Annotated in this window: 15 protein-coding genes; 12 read left to right on the forward strand and 3 right to left on the reverse strand. The window is 53.0% G+C overall.

What is annotated here, in order from left to right:
• The first annotated feature begins 5 nt into the window (after nucleotides 1-5).
• The 7 genes from nuoI to K7P01_RS19005 all read left to right on the forward strand — a co-directional run bounded on the left by nuoI (nucleotide 6) and on the right by K7P01_RS19005 (nucleotide 11,640).
• A complete protein-coding gene (gene nuoI, locus K7P01_RS18975) occupies nucleotides 6-521 on the forward strand; it encodes an NADH-quinone oxidoreductase subunit NuoI (protein ID WP_254082919.1) in 516 nt (171 codons plus the stop codon).
• Between the two features lie 10 nt (nucleotides 522-531).
• Nucleotides 532-1,068, forward strand: a complete 537-nt coding sequence (gene nuoJ / locus K7P01_RS18980; protein ID WP_267295958.1) for an NADH-quinone oxidoreductase subunit J — start codon at nucleotides 532-534, stop codon at nucleotides 1,066-1,068.
• Nucleotides 1,056-1,364 (forward strand): NADH-quinone oxidoreductase subunit NuoK, encoded by a 309-nt coding sequence (nuoK, locus tag K7P01_RS18985; protein ID WP_267295960.1) that lies wholly within the window; start codon nucleotides 1,056-1,058, stop codon nucleotides 1,362-1,364. Before nuoJ ends, nuoK begins: the two co-directional genes overlap by 13 nt.
• A gap of 12 nt (nucleotides 1,365-1,376) precedes the next feature.
• Nucleotides 1,377-3,263 (forward strand): NADH-quinone oxidoreductase subunit L, encoded by a 1,887-nt coding sequence (gene nuoL / locus K7P01_RS18990; RefSeq protein ID WP_267295962.1) that lies wholly within the window; start codon nucleotides 1,377-1,379, stop codon nucleotides 3,261-3,263.
• Between the two features lie 4 nt (nucleotides 3,264-3,267).
• Nucleotides 3,268-4,794 (forward strand): NADH-quinone oxidoreductase subunit M, encoded by a 1,527-nt coding sequence (nuoM, locus tag K7P01_RS18995; RefSeq protein ID WP_267295964.1) that lies wholly within the window; start codon nucleotides 3,268-3,270, stop codon nucleotides 4,792-4,794.
• Nucleotides 4,787-6,217, forward strand: a complete 1,431-nt coding sequence (locus tag K7P01_RS19000) for an NADH-quinone oxidoreductase subunit N (RefSeq protein WP_267295966.1) — start codon at nucleotides 4,787-4,789, stop codon at nucleotides 6,215-6,217. Before nuoM ends, K7P01_RS19000 begins: the two co-directional genes overlap by 8 nt.
• 680 nt (nucleotides 6,218-6,897) lie before the next feature.
• Nucleotides 6,898-11,640, forward strand: coding sequence for a YCF48-related protein (locus tag K7P01_RS19005; protein ID WP_267295969.1), 4,743 nt, complete (start codon nucleotides 6,898-6,900; stop codon nucleotides 11,638-11,640).
• A 57-nt stretch (nucleotides 11,641-11,697) separates the two neighbouring features.
• Here the strand turns inward: K7P01_RS19005 and K7P01_RS19010 are convergent, their stop codons facing one another.
• Complete coding sequence (locus tag K7P01_RS19010; protein ID WP_267295971.1) at nucleotides 11,698-12,324, reverse strand: hypothetical protein; 627 nt, start codon at nucleotides 12,322-12,324, stop codon at nucleotides 11,698-11,700.
• Nucleotides 12,325-12,427: 103 nt separating this feature from the next.
• On the opposite strand from K7P01_RS19010, the gene pdxR reads away from it, so the two are divergent.
• Nucleotides 12,428-13,822, forward strand: a complete 1,395-nt coding sequence (gene pdxR / locus K7P01_RS19015) for a MocR-like pyridoxine biosynthesis transcription factor PdxR (RefSeq protein ID WP_267295973.1) — start codon at nucleotides 12,428-12,430, stop codon at nucleotides 13,820-13,822.
• On the opposite strand, the gene K7P01_RS19020 is transcribed toward pdxR, so the two are convergent.
• Nucleotides 13,791-14,702, reverse strand: coding sequence for a DMT family transporter (locus K7P01_RS19020; protein ID WP_317987623.1), 912 nt, complete (start codon nucleotides 14,700-14,702; stop codon nucleotides 13,791-13,793). The genes pdxR and K7P01_RS19020 overlap by 32 nt on opposite strands.
• 94 nt (nucleotides 14,703-14,796) lie before the next feature.
• Between K7P01_RS19020 and K7P01_RS19025 the strand changes: the two genes are divergently transcribed.
• The 4 genes from K7P01_RS19025 to K7P01_RS19040 all read left to right on the forward strand — a co-directional run bounded on the left by K7P01_RS19025 (nucleotide 14,797) and on the right by K7P01_RS19040 (nucleotide 19,150).
• Nucleotides 14,797-15,819 carry a zinc-binding dehydrogenase gene (locus K7P01_RS19025; protein WP_267295977.1) on the forward strand — a complete coding sequence of 341 codons (1,023 nt, stop codon included), beginning with the start codon at nucleotides 14,797-14,799 and terminating at the stop codon, nucleotides 15,817-15,819.
• A 35-nt stretch (nucleotides 15,820-15,854) separates the two neighbouring features.
• A complete protein-coding gene (locus K7P01_RS19030; RefSeq protein WP_267295979.1) occupies nucleotides 15,855-16,985 on the forward strand; it encodes a hypothetical protein in 1,131 nt (376 codons plus the stop codon).
• A gap of 32 nt (nucleotides 16,986-17,017) precedes the next feature.
• The gene (locus K7P01_RS19035; RefSeq protein WP_267295981.1) at nucleotides 17,018-17,560 is read left to right on the forward strand and encodes a hypothetical protein; all 543 of its coding nucleotides are present in this window, start codon (nucleotides 17,018-17,020) and stop codon (nucleotides 17,558-17,560) included.
• Between the two features lie 183 nt (nucleotides 17,561-17,743).
• Nucleotides 17,744-19,150, forward strand: a complete 1,407-nt coding sequence (locus K7P01_RS19040) for a T9SS type A sorting domain-containing protein (protein ID WP_267295983.1) — start codon at nucleotides 17,744-17,746, stop codon at nucleotides 19,148-19,150.
• A 24-nt stretch (nucleotides 19,151-19,174) separates the two neighbouring features.
• On the opposite strand, the gene K7P01_RS19045 is transcribed toward K7P01_RS19040, so the two are convergent.
• Entirely contained in the window at nucleotides 19,175-23,590 is a 4,416-nt protein-coding gene (locus K7P01_RS19045) for a PDC sensor domain-containing protein (protein WP_267295985.1), read from the reverse strand.
• Nucleotides 23,591-23,780: the final 190 nt, after the last annotated feature.

The following is a 23,780-nucleotide window of genomic DNA, read 5'->3' on the forward strand; positions in this document are numbered from 1 at the left end:
TAGCGATGTTCAGTATCATTCGAACGATGTGGCTCACCTTCCTGCACATGTTCCGGAAGCGCGTCACCATTCAATATCCAGAGGAAAAAGCCAAGCTCCCTCCCCGGTGGCGCGGGCGGATTGTGTTAACCCGCGACCCCGACATGGGCGAACGTTGTGTGGGCTGCTACCTCTGCGCCGCGGCGTGCCCGGTAGACTGCATCGCGCTGCAAGCCACCGAAGACGAAAACGGCCGGCGTTATCCCGAATTCTTCCGGATAAATTTCTCGCGTTGCATCTTCTGCGGCTTTTGTGAAGAAGCATGCCCGACGTATGCCATTCAGCTGATACCCGATTTCGAGATGGCAGAATATAACCGGCAGAACCTGGTGTACGAAAAGAAAGACCTGCTCATCGACAGCCAGGGCAAATACCCGGGGTATAATTATTACAACATCGCCGGCCTTGCCATTGGCGGAAAAGACAAAGGCCAGGCAGAGAACGAAGAAGCACCGGTCGATATCCGAAGTCTTGTGCCTTAAACAGAACGATATGCAAGCCACCTTTTATATAGCTTCTGCCGTTGCGGTTCTCGCCACCATCATGGTGATCACGCGCTATAACATGATTCACGCGCTGTTATACCTGGTTATATCCTTCCTCGCCGTGGCGATTGTGTTCTTTATACTCGGTGCGCCCTTTGTGGCGGCGCTGGAAGTGATCGTTTATGCAGGGGCCATTGTCGTGCTCATCATCTTTGCCATTATGATGCTCAACCTGAAAGAGGAAGCAGTGGAGCAGGAGCGGATCTGGTTTTCCGGCAATACCTGGATCGGTCCGGGAGTGCTGTCGGTCATCCTGCTGGGCGAGCTGATTTATATACTTGTTTCTTCGGCTTCGCCGGAGGTGTCGAGCCGGGTGATCGATGCAAGGGACGTGGGGCTTTCGCTGTACGGCCCGTATATCATCGGCGTGGAGCTCTGCGGATTATTGCTCATGTCGGGCATTGTCGGCGCGTACCACCTGGGACGCCAGAAAAAGAAAGTGGTGCATCGGTTTCTCGAACAAACAGACGAATGGAAACAGTAGCGGTCGAATACGGACTTATACTCGCGGGAACGCTGTTCGCGCTGGGGCTCATCAGCGTGCTGGTGCGGCGTAACATCATCTTTATGCTCATTTCGGTAGAGATCATGCTGAATGCTGCCGGGCTGGCGTTCATTGTGGCGGGCGCGCGATGGGGGCAAGCCGATGGACAGGTCATGTTCATCTTCATCATCACCATGGCCGCGGCCGAAGTATCGGTCGGGCTCGCGCTGATCTTACAGATATACCACCAGCTCAAGACACTCGATAGCGACGCCGCGGATAAAATGAAAGGTTAAAACGTTTAGTGTATGATACATCTTCTTTGGCTTATTCCGACCTTGCCTTTTCTGGGAGCATTGATCCTGGTGCTTACCAGCTCGTCGATATCCCGCCGGGCTGCAGCCATCATTGGATGCAGCACCATCGGGCTCGCGGCGCTCATCACGGTATTAATTGGATACGAGTTCCTGGCAACGCACACGGAGGCATACCGTCATGTTGCGTGGAATTGGTTTGCTGTGTCCGGTCTGTCAGTCGGATTCTCGTTTCACCTCGACGCCCTGTCGCTGGTATTTCTCTTTGTTATCACCTTTGTCGGTTTTTTTATACACCTGTATTCCGTTGCGTTTATGCACGACGATGCGGGCTTCACGCGATTCTTTGCGTATCTCAATTTGTTTGTCTGCGCCATGCTGATCCTGGTGCTGGCGGATAACCTCGTGCTGCTATACCTTGGTTGGGAAGGTGTGGGCCTTTGCAGCTACCTGCTGATCGGGTTCTGGTACGACGAGGAGAAGAACGGCTATGCCGCCCGCAAGGCGTTTATCATGACCCGGGTAGGAGACACCGCGTTGGCGATCGGTCTCTTTATGCTCTTTGGTGTTTTCCATACCCTCGATATCCAGGAGATTCTGACCCAGGCGCCGAAGCTGTGGTCTCCCGGTACGCAGACAGCCACCATCATCGCTTTTCTGTTGCTGGGCGGGGCCGTTGGAAAATCAGCCCAGTTGCCATTGCAGAGCTGGCTGCCCGACGCTATGGCCGGCCCCTCGCCGGTAAGCGCACTGATCCACGCCGCAACCATGGTGACAGCGGGTGTTTATCTGATCGCGCGGATGCATGGTATATACGAGCTCGCGCCCCTCGCGCAGCTGTGGGTGGGCATCATCGGGGCGGTTACGTTGCTCATCGCAGGGTGCAGTGCGCTGACGCAAAACGATCTTAAACGTGTGCTGGCCTATTCTACCATCAGTCAGATCGGGTATATGTTCCTGGCGCTCGGCATCGGTGCGTGGTCGGCCGCGGTCTTTCATTTTATGATCCACGCTTTCTTCAAAGCCCTGCTTTTCCTGGGTGCCGGCACTGTGATCTGGGCGCTGCATCACGAGCACGATATGTTTAAGATGGGCGGACTGCGAAAGCGGATGCCCGTCGTGTACTGGACCTTCTTGATCGGGGCCGGTTCGCTCGCCGCCATACCGCTTGTTACGGCCGGCTTTTATAGCAAAGATCAGATCCTCTGGCTCGCCTGGGCAAGCGCGAAGGGCAGTCCCTGGTTTTTTATCGCGGCGTTGACGGGCGCGTTCATTACGTCGGTATATACCTTCCGGATGGTGTTTGTTACTTTCTTCGGCGCCGAGAAGACACACACCGCTCATCTCCCCGGCAAACTCATGCATGTGGCGCTGATGGTGCTGGCGGTATTGTCGCTGGTCGGGGGCTTTATCGAGTTACCGCATACCTTCGGTCATGTCACGCTGCTGTCTGATTTGCTGCACCCGATCTTGCCCTCGACGGTATTGCGTGCCGGGGCTGAAAGCTCGGAGGTACTGATTCAGCTCATTGCCGCCACGGTGGCTCTGAGCGGTGTCCTCCTGGCCTATATATTCTATATTGTCAAGCCCTCGCTGGCGGATGAGATCGGAAGCTCCTGCTTCGAGGTGCATCAGTTGTGGTATGCCGGCTGGCGGTTCGATGCTTTGTATAATCTGCTGATCGTGCGACCTTTTGTTTGGGTGTCGACGATAAACAAACGCGACATCATAGACCAGTTTTACACGGGGCTTGTTACGGCTACCGAGTACTTCGGCAAGACATTCTCCCGTACGCAGACGGGGGTGCTGCGATGGTATATCATGGGTATTACAGCCGGTGCTGTGATCATTCTTACATTAAGTCTTTTCATAAACCGGTAATGCGATGATACTACTTTGGATGATATTTATTCTGATGGCCGGTGGTATTCTCGCCGGTATTGTCGCTGCATGGAGTACAGTAGCGTGCCGGGTCATTGCGTTGGTCAGTATCACGCTCGACATGGTGCTGATTACCGGGGTGTGGATGGGGCAGGATGTGTCGACGGCGCCGGGTACCACATGGATCGCCGATCTTAACCTCCCGTGGATTCCGAGCTTCGGAATCTCCTTCCACCTGGCCCTCGATGGTCTGAGCCTGCTGATGCTGGCGCTCACGTTCTTCCTCGGCATCTTCGCGGTGTTGCTGTCGTGGAAGGAGATCCAGTACCGCACGGGTTTCTTCCACTTTAACCTGTTGTGGGTATTGGCAGGTATCGCCGGAGTTTTTGTAACCATGGATCTTTTTCTGCTGTACTTCTTTTGGGAGGTGATGCTGATACCGATGTATTTCCTGATCGGCATTTGGGGACATGCCAACCGTCAGTACGCGGCCTACAAATTCTTCATTTTCACCCAGGCCAGCGGCTTGCTGATGTTGCTCGCGATCCTGGGACTTTATTTTGTTCACGGCAACCAGACGTCAGTATATACATTTGATTATTTCAGCCTGCTGGAAACGCCAATGTCGCCAGATGTCGCGCGCTGGCTCATGTTGGGATTTCTCGCGGCATTCCTGGTGAAGCTCCCCGTGGTGCCATTCCATACGTGGTTACCCGATGCGCACTCCGAAGCGCCTACGGCCGGAAGCTTTATCCTGGCGGGGCTCATGTTGAAGACGGGGGCCTATGGCCTCATCCGCTTTGCCTTACCGTTGTTCCCCGAGTCGGCCGTGGAGTTTGGGCCGTGGGGTATGCTGCTGGGGACGGTGGGTATTATTTATGGCGCGGTTCAGGCCTTTTCACAAACCGATCTGAAACGCCTGGTCGCCTATACCAGCGTCAGTCACATGGGGTTCGTAATGCTGGGTGTATTTGCTTTTACAGAGATGGCCCTGCAAGGTGTGGTCATGCAGATGATCACCCATGCCATCAGTACCGGCGCGCTGTTTGTACTGGCGGGAGCGTTGTACGAGCGTATACACACCCGCGACATCCTGCAAATGGGTGGATTCTGGAAACGTACGCCGTTTATGGCGACGGTCAGTCTGATCTTTGTCATGGCATCGCTGGGGCTCCCCGGCCTGGGCAATTTCATCGCCGAGTTCCTGACGCTGATGGGGTCATGGTCGGCCAGCCCCGTACTTACCGCTATTGCCACGGCAGGACTGGTGGCGGCGACAGCGTACTCGCTTCGGATTATGCAAAAGATCTTTCTTGGCAAGGATGCGCACACGCATGTATTGCCGGATCTGTCATTGCGCGAAAAGCTCGTACTCGTACCCATGGCGATCGCCATTATTGTATTAGGACTATTCCCGCAGCGCATTATCGACACGGCGCAGACTACAGTGGAAAAAAGTGACAACAACCATACCACGACACCGGTGCCGGCACGCGGTATGTTGTCGGTGAAAGGAGGGAACCATGAATAAGACAGATTTACTGAGCCTCATACCGCTCTGGATTCTTTCCAGCGCGGCGATCCTGAACTTCTTTTCGATCTCCATCCGGCGAAATCACAAAGTGATCTTTATCATCACGCTGGTTTCGTTGCTGGTAGATTTTATATTTCTGACGTCCTATAGTTTTCACCATCAGCAGGCGATCGAGCCGCTGCTCGTCATCGATGGATTTGGCGTGTTCAACATCGGCCTGATTTTGTTAACGACGCTGCTGGTGGTCATGATGTCGTATGCCTATTTTGAGCAGCGTGAGGAGCGGAAAGAAGAGTATTATATATTGATCATCCTGGCCGCTCTGGGTAGCTGCATCCTGGTGATCAGTAAACATTTTGCATCGCTCTTCCTGGGGCTGGAGATCCTGAGTGTATCACTTTACGCCCTGATCGCTTACCTGCGCAAGCGTGAGCGGTCGGATGAAGCGGGTATAAAATACCTGATCCTGGCGGCTTTCTCCTCGGCCTTTTTGCTTTTTGGTATGGCGTTGTTGTATGCGGCCACCGGCACCATGAGCTTTCAGGGGCTGGCCGACTGGCTGGCTTCCAACCGGGAAGTATCGCCGCTGGTATGGTGCGGCTTTGGTATGTTCACGGTCGGCGTGGGGTTCAAGCTGGGCGTGGTGCCCTTTCACATGTGGACGCCCGACGTATATGAAGGTGCTCCCGCGCCGGTCACGGCGTTCATCGCTACCGTTTCGAAAGGCGGCATGATCGCATTGCTGGTGCGGTTCTTCACCATGGTGCAGGGGCATCAGCTAACGCTACTGGTCACTGTCTTTACTGTCCTGGCCGTGGCGTCTATGTTTGTAGGTAACTTTCTGGCGTTGCGACAAAGTAATGTCAAAAGGCTGCTGGCCTATTCTTCCATTGCGCACGTCGGCTACTTGCTGGTCGCGTTTCTCGCGGGTGGTGAGCTCGGTACCCAGGCCATCAGTTTTTATCTCGTAGCGTATTTTATTACTACGTTGGGCGCTTTTGGAATCATGGCCACGCTGTCGGACAAAGAGCGCGATGCGGAGGAGTTGGAAGACTATCGCGGATTGCTCTGGCGGCGCCCGCTGACCGCCATCATCTTTAGCGCCATGCTGCTCTCGCTGGCAGGCATTCCCATGACGGCAGGATTTATAGGCAAGTTCTATGTAATCGCCGCAGGTGTACGTACCAGTCACTGGTTCCTGGTGTTTGCCCTCGCGATCAACAGTGTGATCGGGCTATATTACTATATACGCATTATCGCGGTGATGTTTGACCAGGGGCAAAGCGTTCGCACGTCGGAAGCGCTCCACCCGCTGGTATATATTATGAGCAGTTTCACCATGGCGTTGTTGGGATTGATGCTGATATGGCTGGGCGTACATCCGGAAGAAATGCTGACGCTGATCCGGAATACGTTGTGAAAGATAAGGCACACGTTTCTGCCGGAGATACGTGATCAAACAAACCAGGGCAAGGCATTGGTGCCAAAACATGAAGGCAAGTCCAGGAAATCTCCTGCTTCGTTACATTCTCGTATATGCAAACGGCTATCACGCGGCATCTGGCGAGTCTTCCAACCGAAGGGAGGGCGACTCGTGCCAGCATGGGGCAGTCTCCAGACTGCCAGCGGTGGCGTAACCCATGGTCGTCGCAGCCCACCGTTGTCCAAACCGACATTCAACAAGGCCAGTCTAAGAATGGCCGCGGTTTCAGTCACAAGTGCTGCACCTCCGCTAACGCCTTGGTGCTTACACTTGCGCCAGCAATGGAGCTTGTACAAATCGGCCATCGAGCATTGGAGAAATTCATGGAGGAGGTTTCCAGGCTGGAGCGCTGACTGGAAAATGTTCTGGTGCCGGTCCGTGTGTTATTAGATAGAATATTTTAATTTTGAGAATACTCTGTCTATACTATGTTTACCTGCAATCTTCGGGCTCAGGCCCGCCTGCGTACTTACGCACTTCTTTTTTGTTTCATTTCCGGTTTTAGTCTTCATGCTCAGAAAAACGCCAACATCTTTAGTTTTTATGATTATGAACTGAACTTTAACAGTACCCCGGTCCAGGTAAAAAGGCAATTTGCGACCCATGAAAATCGCGGGATGGGGGTTATCAGTGATAATAGCGGCGTATTGCAATTCTACACCGACGGATTTACCGTCTGGAACAAGCGGCACGCTCGCATGCCCAATGGGGCAAATCTGATCGAATTCCATGGAAGGGGCAGCTTGCAGCAGTCGTTGGTCGTTCCCAAGCCGGGTAGCACTAGTCGCTATTATATTTTTACGGTGGACCCGGCCTCCAATGCTCCGGGCCTTTATTATTCCGAAGTGGATATGACGCTCAATAGTGGCCTCGGGGATGTGGTCGTCAAGGGGGTGAGACTTGTCAAGAATACTTCCAATAAGCTTAGCGCAGTGTTCCACCGTAACGGGAAGGACGTGTGGTTAATCACCCATCTGGTTAACAGCAATAAGTATTCGCTGTTGCGAATAACGGATCAGGGAATTTCGGCCGAGATCACCGAACAGGTGATTGGTAGCATTAATACCGCCTGGGGCGGCCAGCTGAAGTTTTCTCCGGATGGGCGCAAAATGGGTGTAATCTGCAATGATTTTGTGAGCTTGTTCGATTTCAATAATGAAACCGGTGTGCTTTCGAATACCATGAATTTTTCGTTTGCGGATTTGGATAGCGATCCCCTCGTATCGTCGCTGGAGTTTTCGAGTGATGCTACAAAATTATATACCTACGTATCGCGTCGTCTTCAGATTTTTCAGTTTGATGTTTCACTGCCGACGCAAGCGCAGATCAATAAATCGCGGGCCGCTGTTAGCGGATCGAATATTTACAATTTGCTGGGGGCGTTTCAGTTAGCGCCCGATGGACGAATATACATCACAAAAGGTGGCGGTGGCGGCGGAAGCGACTACCTGGGCGTGATCATGAATCCCAACGCGGCGGGTAAAGACGTGGAGTTCCAGGAAAACGGACTATACCTGAATGGTGGTGAGTCCTTTGTGAATCTTACGCCCAGTTTTATTCAGAATTACTTCTTTAAAACAAGCTTCAAATACGATCATCACTGTCAGGGGGTACCCATTAAATTTAGCGTTACCAACGAACACCTGATCGATTCCGTAAAATGGGATTTTGGACAAGGTTCGACGTCACGATCCAGGAATCCTGAAGTGCAGTACGATAAAGACGGCGAATACACTGTAACACTGTCTGCATACTACGGCGCGCAGGCTACCGTCATTACCCAGCAGGTCTCGATCTGGGCCTACACGCCGTTTGAGCTTGGTGAAGCTTTCACTACATGCCCGGCGAACAAGTTGACCGTCGACGCCGGTTACGCCTCATACACCTGGAATACCGGTGACACAACACGGACCACCGTGTTGAATGCTACGCAATGGTACAAACTGAAGGCGATCAATATGATCGGATGTGCGTACAGCGATTCCGTTTTTGTCACGGTAAAGGATGCGCCGACGATTGCGCTTCCGGATCGGATAGCCTTCAGTGGGCATTCGTCGGTTCAACTGGATGCTGGTGCCTTTAGTAGCTATGCCTGGAGCACGGGAGAAACCACACGTACGATCACGGTAACAAGCCCCGGATGGTATTCGGTATCCGTGCAGAATGCGGTGGGGTGTAGTGTAGCCAAGACGGTGTTTGTAGGAGATGTTGCGCCGGAACCGCCGGCGGAGGAGTGGGAGTGGCTAAATCCGCTGCCGTCGGGACGTTCCGTAAGGGATATTTGTTTTGTGAACGATAATACTGGATTTATAGTGAACGGCTATCAAATCCTACGAACGACAGATGGCGGAAAGACCTGGGGCGTGCAGCAAAACGCACAGGGCAATCGCATTGCGTTTAAGGATCAGATCGGCTACGTCGTTGGGGACAATGGATCGGTATATAAGTCGACACACCAGGGTGGCGGATGGACCCGGGTGTTTTTTGGCGCTTCGGATAATCTCAACGGAGTATCCGTTATTCATCCCGATACCGTATTCGTCACGTCGGGCTCGCAGCTGTTCGTCACATACGATGGTGGCAAAAGCTGGACACCGCGCGCTGTACCAGGCGTTGCTGTAGTGGCTTCCGTCTTTACCAGTTCAAAGACGGGACATGTTGCGGGAAGCAATGGCATTTTGGCGAAGACGACTGACGGTGGCCTCACGTGGCGCATCGTACATAACGACTCAAATATTTCTCCGTCGAATTTTTTCGCCCTCACCTTTGTCAATTCCAAGGTTGGATACGCCACACAAGCACATTCGAATATCTATAAAACCACCAACGGCGGAGAAACATGGGAAGAGCTTCCCTGGGTCCCTGATGCAGCGTATGACGTCTTCTTTTTAAACGAACGCGTCGGGTATATCGCGGGTGATGGTGGTGTGGTGCACAAGACAGAGAACGGCGGTATGTCCTGGGAATGGGCCGGATTTCTCAACGGGCGGTACTATGCGGAGGCCATGAACGCACTATACTTTTTTGATGAAGACAACGGCTTCGCGGTGGGTTTCCGGGGCCGGATCATGCGCACCTACAATGGCGGCCAACAGTGGCAGTCGTATGGCATGAGCTATAACGACATACAAGAAGTCACGTTCCCCTCGGCTACCACGGGCTATGCGTTGGGTGACCGGATCTATAAAACCACCGACCAAGGTAAAACATGGTTGCCGGTCGTAAACAACCTGATTGATAAAAACTGGTACTATATGTCGGGGTATTTCTTATCCGAAAACAAAGGATATGTCGTCGCGAACAACAACTACACGACGAAAGTGATGCAGACAGCGGACGGCGGAAAAACGTGGGGCGATGCTGCTGTATCCGGCAGGGTCATCTCATTTATCGACGATCAGAAAGGATTTATAGGAGGAGCAGGTATTTACAAGACACTCAACGGTGGCACAAGCTGGGAGAATGTATCGTATTTCGAGGTCACCGAGCTGCACTTCATTTCCGAGCAGCGGGGATTTGCCCTGCACTATGGCGACCTGTATAAAACGATTGACGGCGGTAAAAGCTGGGCCCTTGTTTACGAGGTATATGGCGACTTAACCGAGATCGATTTTGTAAACGATAAGGTGGGATACATTTCGGCCGAGTTTGGTCTGGTATTAAAGACCACGGACGGCGGTGAGACGTGGATGGAAAAGTCAACGCCATACGATCACCTTCTGGCCATCGATTTTACCAGTGAGAACATTGGCTTTGCTGCTGGAGAATACGGACTAAACCTAATGACATCAGACGGCGGAAATACGTGGACGTCCTATTCCATTCCAGCGCAGATCAGAACCGTTAGCATCCACGGTGACAAGATCTTTGTCGGTGGTTACTACGGGGCGTTGTTATCCAAAGGCTTTAAGGTTGATGATGTAACGGTGAAAGCGTTGGCGGCCACCGCCATCACGGCAAACTCCGCCGTGCTTCACGGTGTTATTGCCAGCAATGCCACGGTGGCGCAGAATGCGCGCATCGAATATGGCCTGACCCCTGCGTTCGCCAATGCTGCTGCGCTTACGCCCGGGTCCGTCACCACGGGTAAAAATGTTGAATATGCATTTCCAGCATCGGGCCTGCTGCCGGACACGACGTATTACTACCGGTTAACGACGACTGTCAACGGAACCCTCCTGGTAAGTAACACGATTCAATTCGATACGCCACCCGAGGTCGTGCTGGGGCCACCCAACGTCGGTTATCCGGAGACGACAACGGCCCAGGTGTGGGCGTATGTCAAATCCAACATGAGCGCCATCACCAACTTGCAATTTGAATACGATACCGTGGCGACGTTTAAGAATAAGAAGGTCGTTCACGCTGATCCTGCTGACATCGCTGCCGGCGAGGAGAAGTATGCCGAGCTCGTGTTGGAAGGGCTGCGTCCGAAGACAGAATATTATATAAGACTGAAGGGTACGCATAACGGAAAGGTTTATGTAAGCCAGGCCACGCGGTTCAAAACCCGTGCTGAATTCGAAATAACCTTTGGCCGTGTGTCGGCGAATGGCAGCGAGGTGACCCTCTATGCGCAGGTCCTGTCTAATGAACATGCCCTCACGGCGTTACGCTTTGAATACGGACTTTCCCAGACCTACGGATCGATGGCTACGCCAACGCCTTCGGAAGTTGGCGGCCGGAGCTGGGCACAGCTCTACGCAACCATTACGGTGCCGTATGTGGACTCTGTTTATTACTATAGAGTCATTGGCCTCTATAATGGCAAAGCGTTTGCCAGTGACTACAATGTTTTCCGCCTGAGCGGCGGCGTTATTCTCGTGGCGGACCCAGCAAAAAATGTTAGCAGCACGGGTGTAGACATCGGCGGATTGGTTCGCCTTCAGGGGAGTTACTTGTCCAATCTTGTTTTTGAATACGGAACTACCCGTGACTTCGGAGAGACTGCTCCGGTGAATGGATATAGCTACTACAACGACTATTCCAACGTGACGACAACCCTCGAAGGACTTGCCGATGATACGGAGTATTTCTACCGCCTGCGGGCTACCGTGTGGAATGGATTCCAGTACAGCGATGCCCGTACATTCCGGACGAGTATTGTCACCGGCATCGCCGATGCGCGGGAGGACGAACTGAACGTGTATCCCAATCCGGCCGAGCGTGACGTGACACTGGTGTCGTCGCGCAGGATGGAAAGAGTAGAAGTGCTCGATGCGATGGCCAGGCCGATCTTGGTGGTGCCGGCGTCTGGTTTTTCGTGTACATTCCCGGTATCCGAACTCTCTCCGGGTATATATTATATCCGGATTATACATAACGGAGCGACCGTAGTGAGAAAGCTGGTGCGAAAATAACGTAGGAGCAATTCCGTAAAAGCCATCCGGGTTAGTCTGGATGGCTTTTTTTATGCTTTACTTCTGACGATGTGAAACATTCGTCATATTCATTTCCCACGTCCGGCCGTTGTCGGGCGAGAAGGCCTGCGCCCAGACGGGGTTGTTCGGGTCGGTTTTATCCCATTGAAACATGACGAGGATAGGCTTGCCCTGGAAGACATCGTGACAGTAGAATGTACCGACGGCGCCTTCAAAGGAGCCGACCACGGGTGGATCGAGCACACCCAGGTTGCTGTCGACCCAGTATAAGCTCCACAGCTTGGTCTGCGGGTTGAAGAGCCGCAACGTAAGCCCTTCATAGGGCTTTTCGCTGACCGCGTTGAAAGACGTTCGGTAGAAGTCCATGTTGCCCAGACCGTTCAGTATAGATCCATAGTTTTGAGAAGTCGATTTATACTCGAGCCATGTCGTGTTGTTGCTTAGCCGGGCCTTTAATCGCTTGTTGTCCATGGTCCAGTTGCCCGCCAGAAAATCGAAGTCATGGTTGGACGATGTTTTTGACGGTACGATAATGAGGTCTCCGGCCTGCGATAGGGAAGCATTGACCATTTTGAAATCGGGGGGGATTTGTGCCAACGCGCGAACGGACGGCAACGACAATACGATGATCAGCAGGAGGGGATAACGTTTCAGGATATTCATGGTAAGTCACTTTTTAGGGGTTAAGAGTTTCTGTAGCGGTAAAAGTAGCCTACCTTTGCACCCATTCCTGGGGTCAGTTTTATACTATTTAACGGGTGCAGATATGATTCCGATTTTGAATCGCAAGGGTAGGCCGCTCTATGAACAGCTTTATGAGTTCTTCCGGGATGCCATCCTGGAGGGCCGGATACAGCACGGCGACAGGTTGCCCTCGTACAGGATGTTGTCGCGGGAGCTACAGGTTGGTCGAAACACGGTTGTACGGGCATATGAGCAGCTCACGTTAGAAGGATATTTGGTGAATGAAAACCGCAAGGGACTGTATGCGGCCAAACTGGATGTGCGGGAGCGGCATTCGGAGCTGGAGTTCAGGAAATCGCGGCGTGGCGCGACAAAGCGAACCGTCAATACTCCGGCAGAAAGATTTAATTCCGCTGTCCATATGGTGGATGAAAACAATTTTCCGGTAGCGCAGTGGCGAAAATGCAGCAACTGGGCGCTCGATAATATCAGTTTTCAATACCAGGAGCATGAAAGCGAAGATCCTTTGAAGACGCAGCTGATCCCGTACCTGTTTCACCACCGTGGTGTACAGGCGAAACCCGAACAGATTATTATAGGCTCGGGCGCCAGTGTGCTGGTTTTCTGGCTGGCGGTTATTCTTCGTAAGACCTGTTCGGAGATTATGGTAGAGGAGCCGGGATACCCACGTATTCAACAGGTTTTTTCAGAATGTGGGTATACTATAAAAGCGCTGCGCGTAAAGAAAGATGGTGTGGACCTGGACAAGCTTGCCGGGCAGACGGCAGACTTGCTTTACCTGACGCCGTCACATCAGTTTCCTACGGGCGTGTCTATTCCCGTGCAGGCCAGGTTGCGGATATTGCATTGGGCGCGGGAGAACAATGCTTATATCATCGAAGACGACTTCGACTGTGAGTTCCGACATAAAGCGAAGCTGATGCCGGCGCTACAAGGGCTGGACCGCGATGATCGGGTGATATACCTGGGATCGTTCTCAAACTCTCTGATGCCATCCCTGCGGGTGGCGTACCTGGTATTACCGAAGAAATTTTCGGTGGACTATCAATCGTACGCATACCTGATGGATACCGTGCCGTACGTTATCCGGAAGACGCTGGCCTGTTTTATGGAAGAAGGTTTTTGGGAGCGGCATCTCAGGCGCATGCGGAAGGTATACAAAAACAAGTATGATCGATGTGTACGTGCATTGGAGGAGATGCCCGCCGAGCTTGTTCATTTTAACCGCGCGCCGTCCGGGCTCAATATCTGGTTACGGATTAATGCGCCGTTGAGCGAAACAGAAGTGGTCGAACGGGCGGCTGCGCAGGGAGTACACGTGACAGCAGGTAGTTATTATTACCGGTCGCGGTCCAACAGCAAGCGCAGGCCAGAAGTATTGTTCGAGTTTGGAAGTCTGCCCGAGGACCAGATTGAAGACGTGGTCAGGAAGTTAGGGTTGGCCTGGTCGGTGTAGAGCTCAGAAATAGACCAGAAAGGATAAGTACCCCGCCGACGATCTGCCATGGGGTAATGCTTTCGTGCAGGAATATTACGGCAATGGAGACACCCACCAGGATATCGAGGTTGAGAAAGTTGCCTACCATCGCCGCGGGCAGATTTTTCAAGGCCTGGTTGTAGAGCAGATAGCAGAGCGCAGAAGATATGGCACCCAAATATACCACGGCCACCCAGCCGAACATTCCCAGGCGTATGGGCGTGTCGAGGTGGGTGTATTCATAGACAGCCGTTGGTAAACAGAGAAGCGTACCGGCACATCCGCCTAAGAACGTGGTTGTTATGGAATCAAGATGGTTTGATTTTCTGGACAGCAAGGTATACACCGTCCAGCAGACGACCGATGCCAGCATGAGGAGGTTGCCGAGAATGGGATTGCTTCCGTTTGTCTTGTCATTTGAGATGAGTCCCACAAGGGCCACACCGGCAAACGAAATAATAATACCGGCGATCTGCCGCTGATTTACTTTTTCACTCAAAAATAGAATGCCAAACAAAGCAATGCAGATGGGAATAAGCCCCTGGATGAGGGCGCCGACGGAGGCAGATGTGTATAGGAGCGAAAAATTAAACAGAATATAATATCCGGTTACACCGGTGAGTCCCATGAATACCAACCTGACGTAGTCTGACGTTACCAGCTTGTCTTTCTGTTTGCGGCGATGCTGGAGATAGACTGGAAGCAGGCACAACGTGGCAATGAGAAACCGGATGAAAGCAAAGCACATAGGCGGGAGCGTTGCTACGACGGATTTTGTTATGGAGTAAGAGCTCCCCCATACCAGCATGATGAAAATCAGAATTAGGATCCCTCTTGTTTTATTGTTTTCCACGGCCACTCTTTCTGCGAATCTAACGGAAAAATTGGAACAAGGTCAAAACATATTTCTACTGAGGTAGGCCCGGAAGCCTTGTATTGGGTATATTGTGCGCATGCGTGAATTTTATCTTGTTGAAAAGACTGGCTCGTTGCGAAATTTGAAGCCTCACCGTTCAGAAATCCCGGCGCTGGAAAAGGGTAAGGTGTTGGTCGGCGTGCGTTCCGTCGGCCTTAATTATGCGGATATCTTCGCGATCATGGGGCTTTATAGCGCCACACCCCAGGTACCCTTCATTCCAGGACTTGAGTTTAGTGGAGAGGTGCTTTCCTCGGATTCAGATAAATTCCAGGTAGGACAGAAGGTGATGGGCGTTACCCGGTTTGGTGGTTATGATAGCCATATCGTTGCAGATCCGGAGTATTTGTTTCCGCTGCCGGCGGGTTGGTCCTATGAGGAGGGCGCTGCTTTTCCTGTGCAGACGTTCACGGCATACTATGCGTTGAGGACGTTAGGCGACCTGAGGTCCGGGCAAACGGTCCTTATTCACAGCGCAGCAGGCGGCGTTGGGTTGCAGGCCCACCGTATTGCGAAAAAGTACAACGCTTATACGATTGGCGTGGTGGGCGCAGCGAACAAGGTGGCGCTGTTGAAGCAGGAGGGATTTGATAAAACCATTGTGCGGGGAAAACATTTTCGCCATGATTTGCGCCTGGCGCTGGGAGACCGGTTGCTACATCTTGTCCTTGAAACTACTGGTGGGAAATATTTTTACGACAGCTATAACATGCTGGCGCCGATGGGAAGACTGGTGGCGTATGGCTCTGCTCAGTTTACGCCCGCGTCACATCGGCCCAATTATATCAGCCTGGCGTTCCGGTATCTGTTCCGGCCCCGGGTTGATCCACTGACGATGATCAAGTCCAACAAGTCTGTGATGGCGTTCAACCTCATCTGGATATACGAACAAAAGGAGCTGATGTATGAGATGCTCCGGGACATTGAGGCGTTACATCTGCCGCCACCGATTGTCGGTCATCGGTTTGACTTTTCACACATGGCAGAGGCGTTGGCGGTGTTTCAAAGTGGAAAGACGACGGGGAAGGTTGTGCTGAATATCCCGGGTGGCGTTAAATAAATGTTATATTGCACGTTGTATATATAGCTGACTAAATGAAAGAGTGTGTCACCTGGGCAGTGTGCCTGTATCTGCTATTGCTGATGGGATGTGGCCGGACGCGTGGGGTGGAAGAGAAGACTCCTCTTCCTGAATCGGATAGTGCTTCGATGCCAAACGCAGGATCTCTCACGGAGGAATCGGACGACTCTGTATGGGTCACCGGAAATACAATTACATACGGGGGAGTTCAGGAAGACAGCGTTCATGCCATCCTGCATACTTTGCCGCCGCTTGAGCCTCTTTTAAAGCTGGTGAGGCGAATGATTCGGGCGCAGGATAGTCTTCAGCAGGACAGTGTTGCAACGGCCCCCTACCGGCAACAGGTTAACAGGGCCATTGAGGACTATAAACGTATTACCGCCGCGGGAATCAGGATGCCCGAAAACTTTCCGACCCTGTTGCAGCTAAACCGGCCAATCCAGGACGGCGACACCGCGGGCGGGCAACTTCCATCGGCCAGGTCATCGTTTCTCACGACACGGTCGAACTTCTTTTTCGCAGGGGGAGCTCCTTTTCTGATTAAGATCGAGCCAGATGACAATACAGCTTTCACCACTCCACAGGGTATGCCGGAAATACGTGTCGAGGCGCGGGAGACAGAAAACACGGAATATTTGTTGCCGCTTGTGTATCGTTACGGCGAGACGTCGGCAAAGATTCTGCCGGGCCGAGTCCATCAATTTTATGACCGGCCGGATTTTGGGTTGCGAATGCTCGTTCATCAGTTTACACGTCGCATACCCGTATTCTTTTTGACTGAACGGGGGCTGATCGAGACCCAGCTTCTGTCGATTATGGTACAGCTTCACCCGGAAGAATTGGGATGTAGTTATGATCGGCCCACGCTTCAGTTTGCGTGCCAGAAGCTGTTATCGTCTGACGAGATCCTGGGGATCTATATACCTTTTGACACGACCATGCCGTCGTCGTGTACGATCAATCGGAAGGACCGAACGCACTGGGAGGCCGACCTTAACGGAGATGGTATCGCCGATATCGCCGCGATCACTTCTATCTTTCCGGGGGAAGTAAATGGGGATGCCCTGGCAAGAGTATTGTGGTTTGTGAACGTCGATGGGCAGTGGCAGATTATAGACTTCGGAGAAGACGTGGACTGTACATGATGCGCGGCAGCAGATCTTCGGTACCCATAGCCATGGTTTGCCTATTCGTGAGCGGCGTAGTGGGCGTTGCCTTTCTACGGAATTATTATTACCCGTCGCTGGCCATTAGTGGGGAAGCTTCAACCGGTACATGGCTCTCCGGGGTGCTATTGGTCATGGCGGCTACGCTGTCGTTCGTTACGGGCATGTATAGACGACGGGGGATGTGGTTTTTCGTCGCTGCATTCTTTCTGATCCTGGCACTGGATGAGCGGTTTATGTATCATGAGCAGTTGAAAGAACGAATCATCTTTTTTACGTACAAGCGGAACCTCACACATGTGTTGCTGCATGAGCTTCCGGTAATAGCCGGAGCCTGTTTGGGTGCAGGGGTTGCCTTTTTCTTGTGGCAGCAGGTTTCTCGTGGTGGCCGTGTACTACTCGCATGCGCGGTGATGCTGGGGCTTGTATCGGTAACCATCGACGTCCTATCGACGGGACCGGTTCTGTTGGAAGATGGAAGCAAGTTGCTTGCAGAGCTCCTGGTAACTTGTGCGTTAGTATTGAACGTAGGGTCGTCTGATGTACAAAATTGAAATTGTCCGCTCCTGTAATAAAATCAGAAAACGTCTCCATGGGTTCTGGTGCGCAATTAAAAAATATTCTATATTCATTCATGTCTATCTGACACCGTTCGGAATGTGATTGTGATGTATTATGTGTTAGCATGACCGGCTCGATGTCTTACTTGTAGTAATTAAATCGTAACCCCCGTGTGTATGAAAGCCTGCTTTACAACCAACCGCTATTGTTTATCAAAAATTCTGATCACCAGTCTGTTGCTGATCCTTTGCGTTCAGCTTCGTGCGCAGATTCCCGGTGGTGTCGGCACAACAATTTATACGCCCATGGGACAAGCCGTCTTTGCCGTGGTCAACCCCGAAGACGACTACTACCGGGACTATGTCAATACCGACAATGCCAACAAGATCACCGCGAACAACTGGTGGGTGCAGGTGGAGAGTGGAGCGACCACGAAATCGCAGTGTCACGGCTGGGCATGGTCCCAGTACAACGGTGGACCGGCGGTGGAGATCAACGGTGATGTGCGAAAGTATTTTATCAATGACGCTGTGGAAGAGATCGCACCGCTGACACAAGACACCTGGGAAGAAGGCGTAATGATTGTCTTTGGGGCTAATATGAGCGTGCCCGTACATACTGCGATTACCACAAGCGAGTACGGCATCGTGCGATCAAAGTGGTGGTACGGCGCGGTGTACCGGCATACGCTGGAGGGTCACCCCTGGGCAAACGCTGTTTGGCAGCGCGGCTGGTATCGTGTAAACATGAACGGCAACAAAAGGGTCTGTGCGTACGGCTCGACGTCAAATTATTCCACCACATCATCGATTCCCGGGGCTACGTATGCCTGGAAGCTGTCAGGCGCTGCCGTGGGCGGCAATTCAAGCTCGGTGGCTGTGCAACACAATTTCTCGCCCAATACTGTCAAGTCCTTGAGTGTCGAGATTTATTGCCCCCTTTCAGGCACGACCATCAAAAGTTTCAGAAGAATATGCTTCGGCGAAAACAGCGGATATGTGCCCGGTGGCTCGTATTATATCATGGGCTCCACCGATAACATGTCGCTCTGCCCGAATACCAGCTATACGCTGTATGTCAATCCTCCATGCTCGGCATCCGGATACACCTATACGGTGCCACCGGGGTTTACAATTAATTCTGCATCGGACTTTAGCATGTCATTCAATACCGGTTCTGGTGGAAGTGGTTCGATTGAAGTGCGCGCCAATGTCTGGTGCTCGGTCAATGCAAACACCTGTTGCGTGCCTGCGCCCGGGACGAATGTTGCCATTGCCTATGCGTATGTGGATACGTCAAATCCATACTGCGGATGGTCTATGACTGTATCACCCAACCCGGCGGCCGATTACATTGATATAGAAACTGGCAGCGCGGAAGGCCACGATGCCGCGCGCCATGAAGGTGGGGATGAATGGTATCGTCTTACGGTCTACAACAGTCAGCAGGTGCCGGTATTCACAACCAAAAGCAATGATCGCAAAGTGACAATCAACACACATCCGCTGCAAAACGGGATTTACATCGCCGAAATAATTCGTGGCAAGGAAAGGATTTCTAAACGCTTTGCCGTAAATCATTAATGGTGTATCCATCGTTGCAGGGTATTAGGATTTTCCTCTGATGCCCCGCATGGTTGAAAAGAATCCTGTCAGCGTCGGCACCAGGCCCGTCAGCGTAGTGACAAAGCCAGTGACCTGGTTAAAGACCGTTTGCTGCGTATAGAGGAGGAACGCGCCCATCGATACGAAGAAGATGATCAGCACCATGCGGATGGTATCCCAGGTGCCGGTCACGTTGATCTCGCGCTCCAGCTGTAAGGCGTCGTCCGGATTGACGACGGACAGAATGAAATTGCGGAAGCTTCGGTTGAAAATGTGCAGTGCTTTTTCTTCTTTCGAAACATATACCAGCCCGCGACGCTGCAGGCTGCTGAGTACGGGGAAGTTGAGGTAATTGGTCAGCTCGTCCTGGGCCAGGTCGTACAATACATATTTTTCCTGGCTGGTCAGCGACGCCCACAACGAATGATAGTAGTTTCCTGCCAGTTCCTGAATTTTCAGCACGAACATTTCCTCCGACCTGGACTCGCATGCTGTCCAGTTACCGTTCGCGTCTTTTTTGAAATAGGTTTGTAGTATATACTGACCGGGTCTCTTTGAAACAATGTTGTGGAACAGCCGCGCGAAGTAAGCGCCGAAGCGGAATTCGTCGGTGACAATTTGCAGTCCCTTGTAGTCCTGGAAGAGGGCGGCATCATTTTGTTCCAGGGGATAATTTACCTGATCGAAATCATCGAGCACCTGCAGTAGCTTTTCTTGCTCCTGCTGCAGCGATACATCGTTATTTTTAGTAGCCGCTTGCGCGAGATGTTTTTTGGAAAGCTGTAGTGCCTGGTCGCCGGGATCGCCAGAGGTCACCCAGATCACTTTGGTGGTGCTGCGTTGGAACAACTTAGAGAGTTCTTTGAGGTATTCTATGCATTTTCCGTTTTCAACGTCCCGCGGGTCGAAGTAATGCAGCAGCACGATCTGATCCGGCATGTCTTTCCGGGGGGAGCCTTTAAAGTTGAGGTGCTCTACCTTGTTTGCAAGCGCGGTGTCGGGATCGTCTTTGCTATATGCCTCCCGGGCAAGTGTTTCCTGTATCACCGGAATTACCCGCGTGCCAATGGGCGCGAGGATCAGCAGGTTTGTCGGGCCGTGAACGGCGTTATACCGGATATAGTCCATGTCTGTATCGCGGGCGATTTGTAATGTTTCGGGCTCGAAATACCCGACCAGCAGCAGGCGTTTGTAGGCCGTGTGGAGTGTGAAGTAGGTCGCCAGACAGATAATCACCACAGCGAACAAGAACATCAGGTGCCCTGGAAATTCCAGGAGCTCCCATTCTATTCGCATCGGCAACGCTATGGATACACCCGCATAGGCTTCGGATGGAAATTGCCTGCCATAGTGATAGTATAGAATGTCGTGCGCATTGCCGGGACCACGTCCCCACCACCACCGGTAGGGATTGTTTAGCAGAGCCTTGCGGTCCAGGTACAGGTTGCGGGTTTCATAAGCATTGAATGTCATCTTGGGAAGGCTGATAAGCCGGAGGTACCAGGAGGTGACGCTGTCGGCAAGCTGAGGCTTTGACGATCGCCAGTTGTCTTCGGCGATATCCAGCACGTGCGCGTTCGGGAGCTCGACCCGGTCGTTTCGATTACCAAAGGTATAGATGCCGGTACGGACCAGGTGCAACGGGTCGCCCCGCTGTGGCAGCCGTTGTCGCCGGGTGCAGACTTCGTTGATCGCGGTGGCCCGGCGGGTGCCGGTATTGCTTGTCGTGTGCGCCGCGGGCGTCAGCGTATGGCCTCCCGTGGCGATCTGCTCCCAGCGGCGGGTGATGTCGGGGAAGCTTCGGACCAGCCAGCGCTGCCGTTGCTCGATGCCTTCGGCGATTGCCAGCGCCCCGCGCTTTTCATGCAGGCCGTTTTCCACGCGGATGGCCGCGCGAAAGAAGCCGAACGTCGGCAGGATGCTCAGGTTTACGGCGGCCAGCATCAGGACCGTTGTGACCCGATAGCTTGTTTCCGGTTTCTTCAGCCAGGGCATGCGTTTCAGTTTACCGGGATCCCGCAGCATCGCCAGCAAGGGGACCAGGGCATCTGGCCGCCAGAGGAACCACGCCGACACTGCCACCAGCAGTGCGGTGAATAGTGCGGCGGGAAGTAACGACTGGAGCCCTTCGAGCTGCCACAGCATGCCGCAGAGCATGAGCGCGGCGAGCAGGCACAATCCGAATAGCAGACGGAAAGGCCACTGCACCAGGGGGCGCAACACCGCCTGATCCAGGCGCCGCGTGAGCGCGATCGCGTGCGCGGCTGCCCCGGTCAGCATCACCGTCAGTACCGGGAAGGCGAATGACACATACAGCAGGGTGCCTGAGGAAAGGCCGAGGCGCCCACCGGAAAAGTGGTATAGCAGGCCCTCGGTGATGAACTGACCCGCGGCCAACGTGACGGGTACCAGCAGCACCAGCAAGAGCAAGGTAAATTTCTGCTGGCCGGTATGCGGGCGAAGCCAGCGCAGGTCGATTTTCTGGCGTTTGAGCAGCGACGGACGGCGCCCGACGAGAAAGGGTATGACGATGAGCAGGACAATGCCCAGGGTCAGGTAACAAAGCATAAACAAGGTAAACGTTACCTCGTTCGAGAGCGTGCTGATGTAGGCATCTGAATCGTACAGGATCACGGCCGTGTAGGGCAGGTCTTGCAGGGGGGAAAAGTGCATCAGGCGATCCTGCCCATAGTAAAATATCTTTTCGAATCGGGTGGAGCGGCTTTGAATCAGCTCGCGAACCAGTGCCGCTTTGTTGCATTCCTCGACGAAGTTCTCCCGCAGGTTGCGTCGGCCGTCGGAGTGGAAAAGTACGTCGCCGCCGGCGTCCAGGATGCAAAACTGTACCTCTGCCGGCATGGCCGGTCGCATGGCCGACAGCAGCAGTGTTTCCAGCGCCAGGATGCGCAGGTGCCCTTGCGTATCGCCCTGCGCCCAGTGGTTATGCCGCAGACTGTCCCGAAGGTTCCGCCCCAGGTCGTCGACCAGTTCCTGTGCCGGCCTATTGGGTGCTTTACTGACGACTACGGTGTTTTCCTGGCTATGCCACGAGTATACCGGCTGCAGATAGAATGTGCGGACCACGTTGTCTGCCGGCAGTACAAGCTTGTAGGGCGATGCTTGCAGTGCGTTGACATATTCCCGGGCGCGCAGGTCCATGTCCGCGCGGCCATTTCCTTTATTCATCCAGGTACCCCAGTTCTGGCCATTCTTGTCAATGAACAGCAGCGAGCTTACCGGGTGCCACGACGAAGCGTTGTTAAAATAACGATTAAGTCCCTGCATCTGCACCGCATACGGGTGGCGCAGGTTCGCCCGCAGCCAGGTACGGTATGTGGCGGACGTGGGCGCAGGCATATAGCACATCTCCTGCTGGTCGATCTCCATGAGGATGTCGGCCACCTCGCCTTGTACCCGTCGTTTCAGCTCGCCGCTGACATGCTGCAGTGTGCATTCCTGCTGCTGGCGCTCGGCCATGTTGTGCATCCACAATACCAGCATCGTTACGATCACCGCGGCTCCCAGCAGGCTGGCAACACCCAGGCCGGTCACGTCGTAGTGATATACCCGCTCCAACTGACCAATCAGGAATACTTTCAGGTAGGGCAGGGAGCATAGCGCCAGCAAGGTGAAGAGCGAGATCCAGACAATTTTGTCCGTATCAATCATATTCCGGTCGTGTGCGTATTTCTCTTCCGAAACCAGGCCGCACAACACGAACGGTACTTCCGACGCCTTGTCGACGGCATGGTAGTATACCACATAGGGTTTGCCGCCCAGGGTATCGTGCCGGATCTCGTTGGATACCGGCACCCGTCGGTTGCCTGCGAGCGTGACGGCCGGGTTCAGGTCGAGCGGGTGGGTTTGGTATATGGCTGAGTCTCCGTAGAGCACAACGTAATCCTCGAAAAAATCCTGTCGATACCCGACGACGTCTGTCAGGTATTTTTCTGCGTCGCAGTGATATTCCAGCAACGAGTCCTTTGAACGAACAAAGTCATACCTTCCGCCGCCGGGCTTCCGGTCATAGATAGAACCGAAAAAGGTAATGAACCATTTGTTGTCGCGGCCATTGTTCTTCGGTACAAATTTGCGCCCGTGGAATTTGCGGTTCCATTCGTTTGTGGAAATGGCCCCTTCCAGCCTTAAGCCGTCAAAGTAAGCGATTGTATCGTTCGGTGAGTATCGCTCGCCCGCCATAGGCTTTTTGCCGTAGACCTCGTCCAGGATGACCTGCACATTATTTTTCTTATCGTGAATATTGCGCTCGATGCGCGTCAGGATCCTGAATCCCCGCTGGTTCAGCTCCCGTTCCCGGGCGGGCGCCACCACCACGAGGTAATAATATGCCAGGATTGACAGGCCGCCGATGGTGGCGAACGCAATAAATATCTTGCGAAAGTTTACATTTTTTGTCATGGTATAAAATGTTAACCGGACAACAATGACCTCAATATCTAACCGGTCTTACACCTGGATTGAGTTGTAAAACAAAAAGCCCATCTTCGGCAACCGTGTCGGGTGCGCAAAAGATGGGCTCAACAGATGGAAGTTAAGAATACCATCTGAGCCGTGCAATTTCGGCAGGCATTTTTTCCCGATCAGTGGC

Source organism: Parachryseolinea silvisoli, from assembly GCF_021190955.1.
Taxonomy (GTDB): domain Bacteria; phylum Bacteroidota; class Bacteroidia; order Cytophagales; family Cyclobacteriaceae; genus Ohtaekwangia; species Ohtaekwangia silvisoli.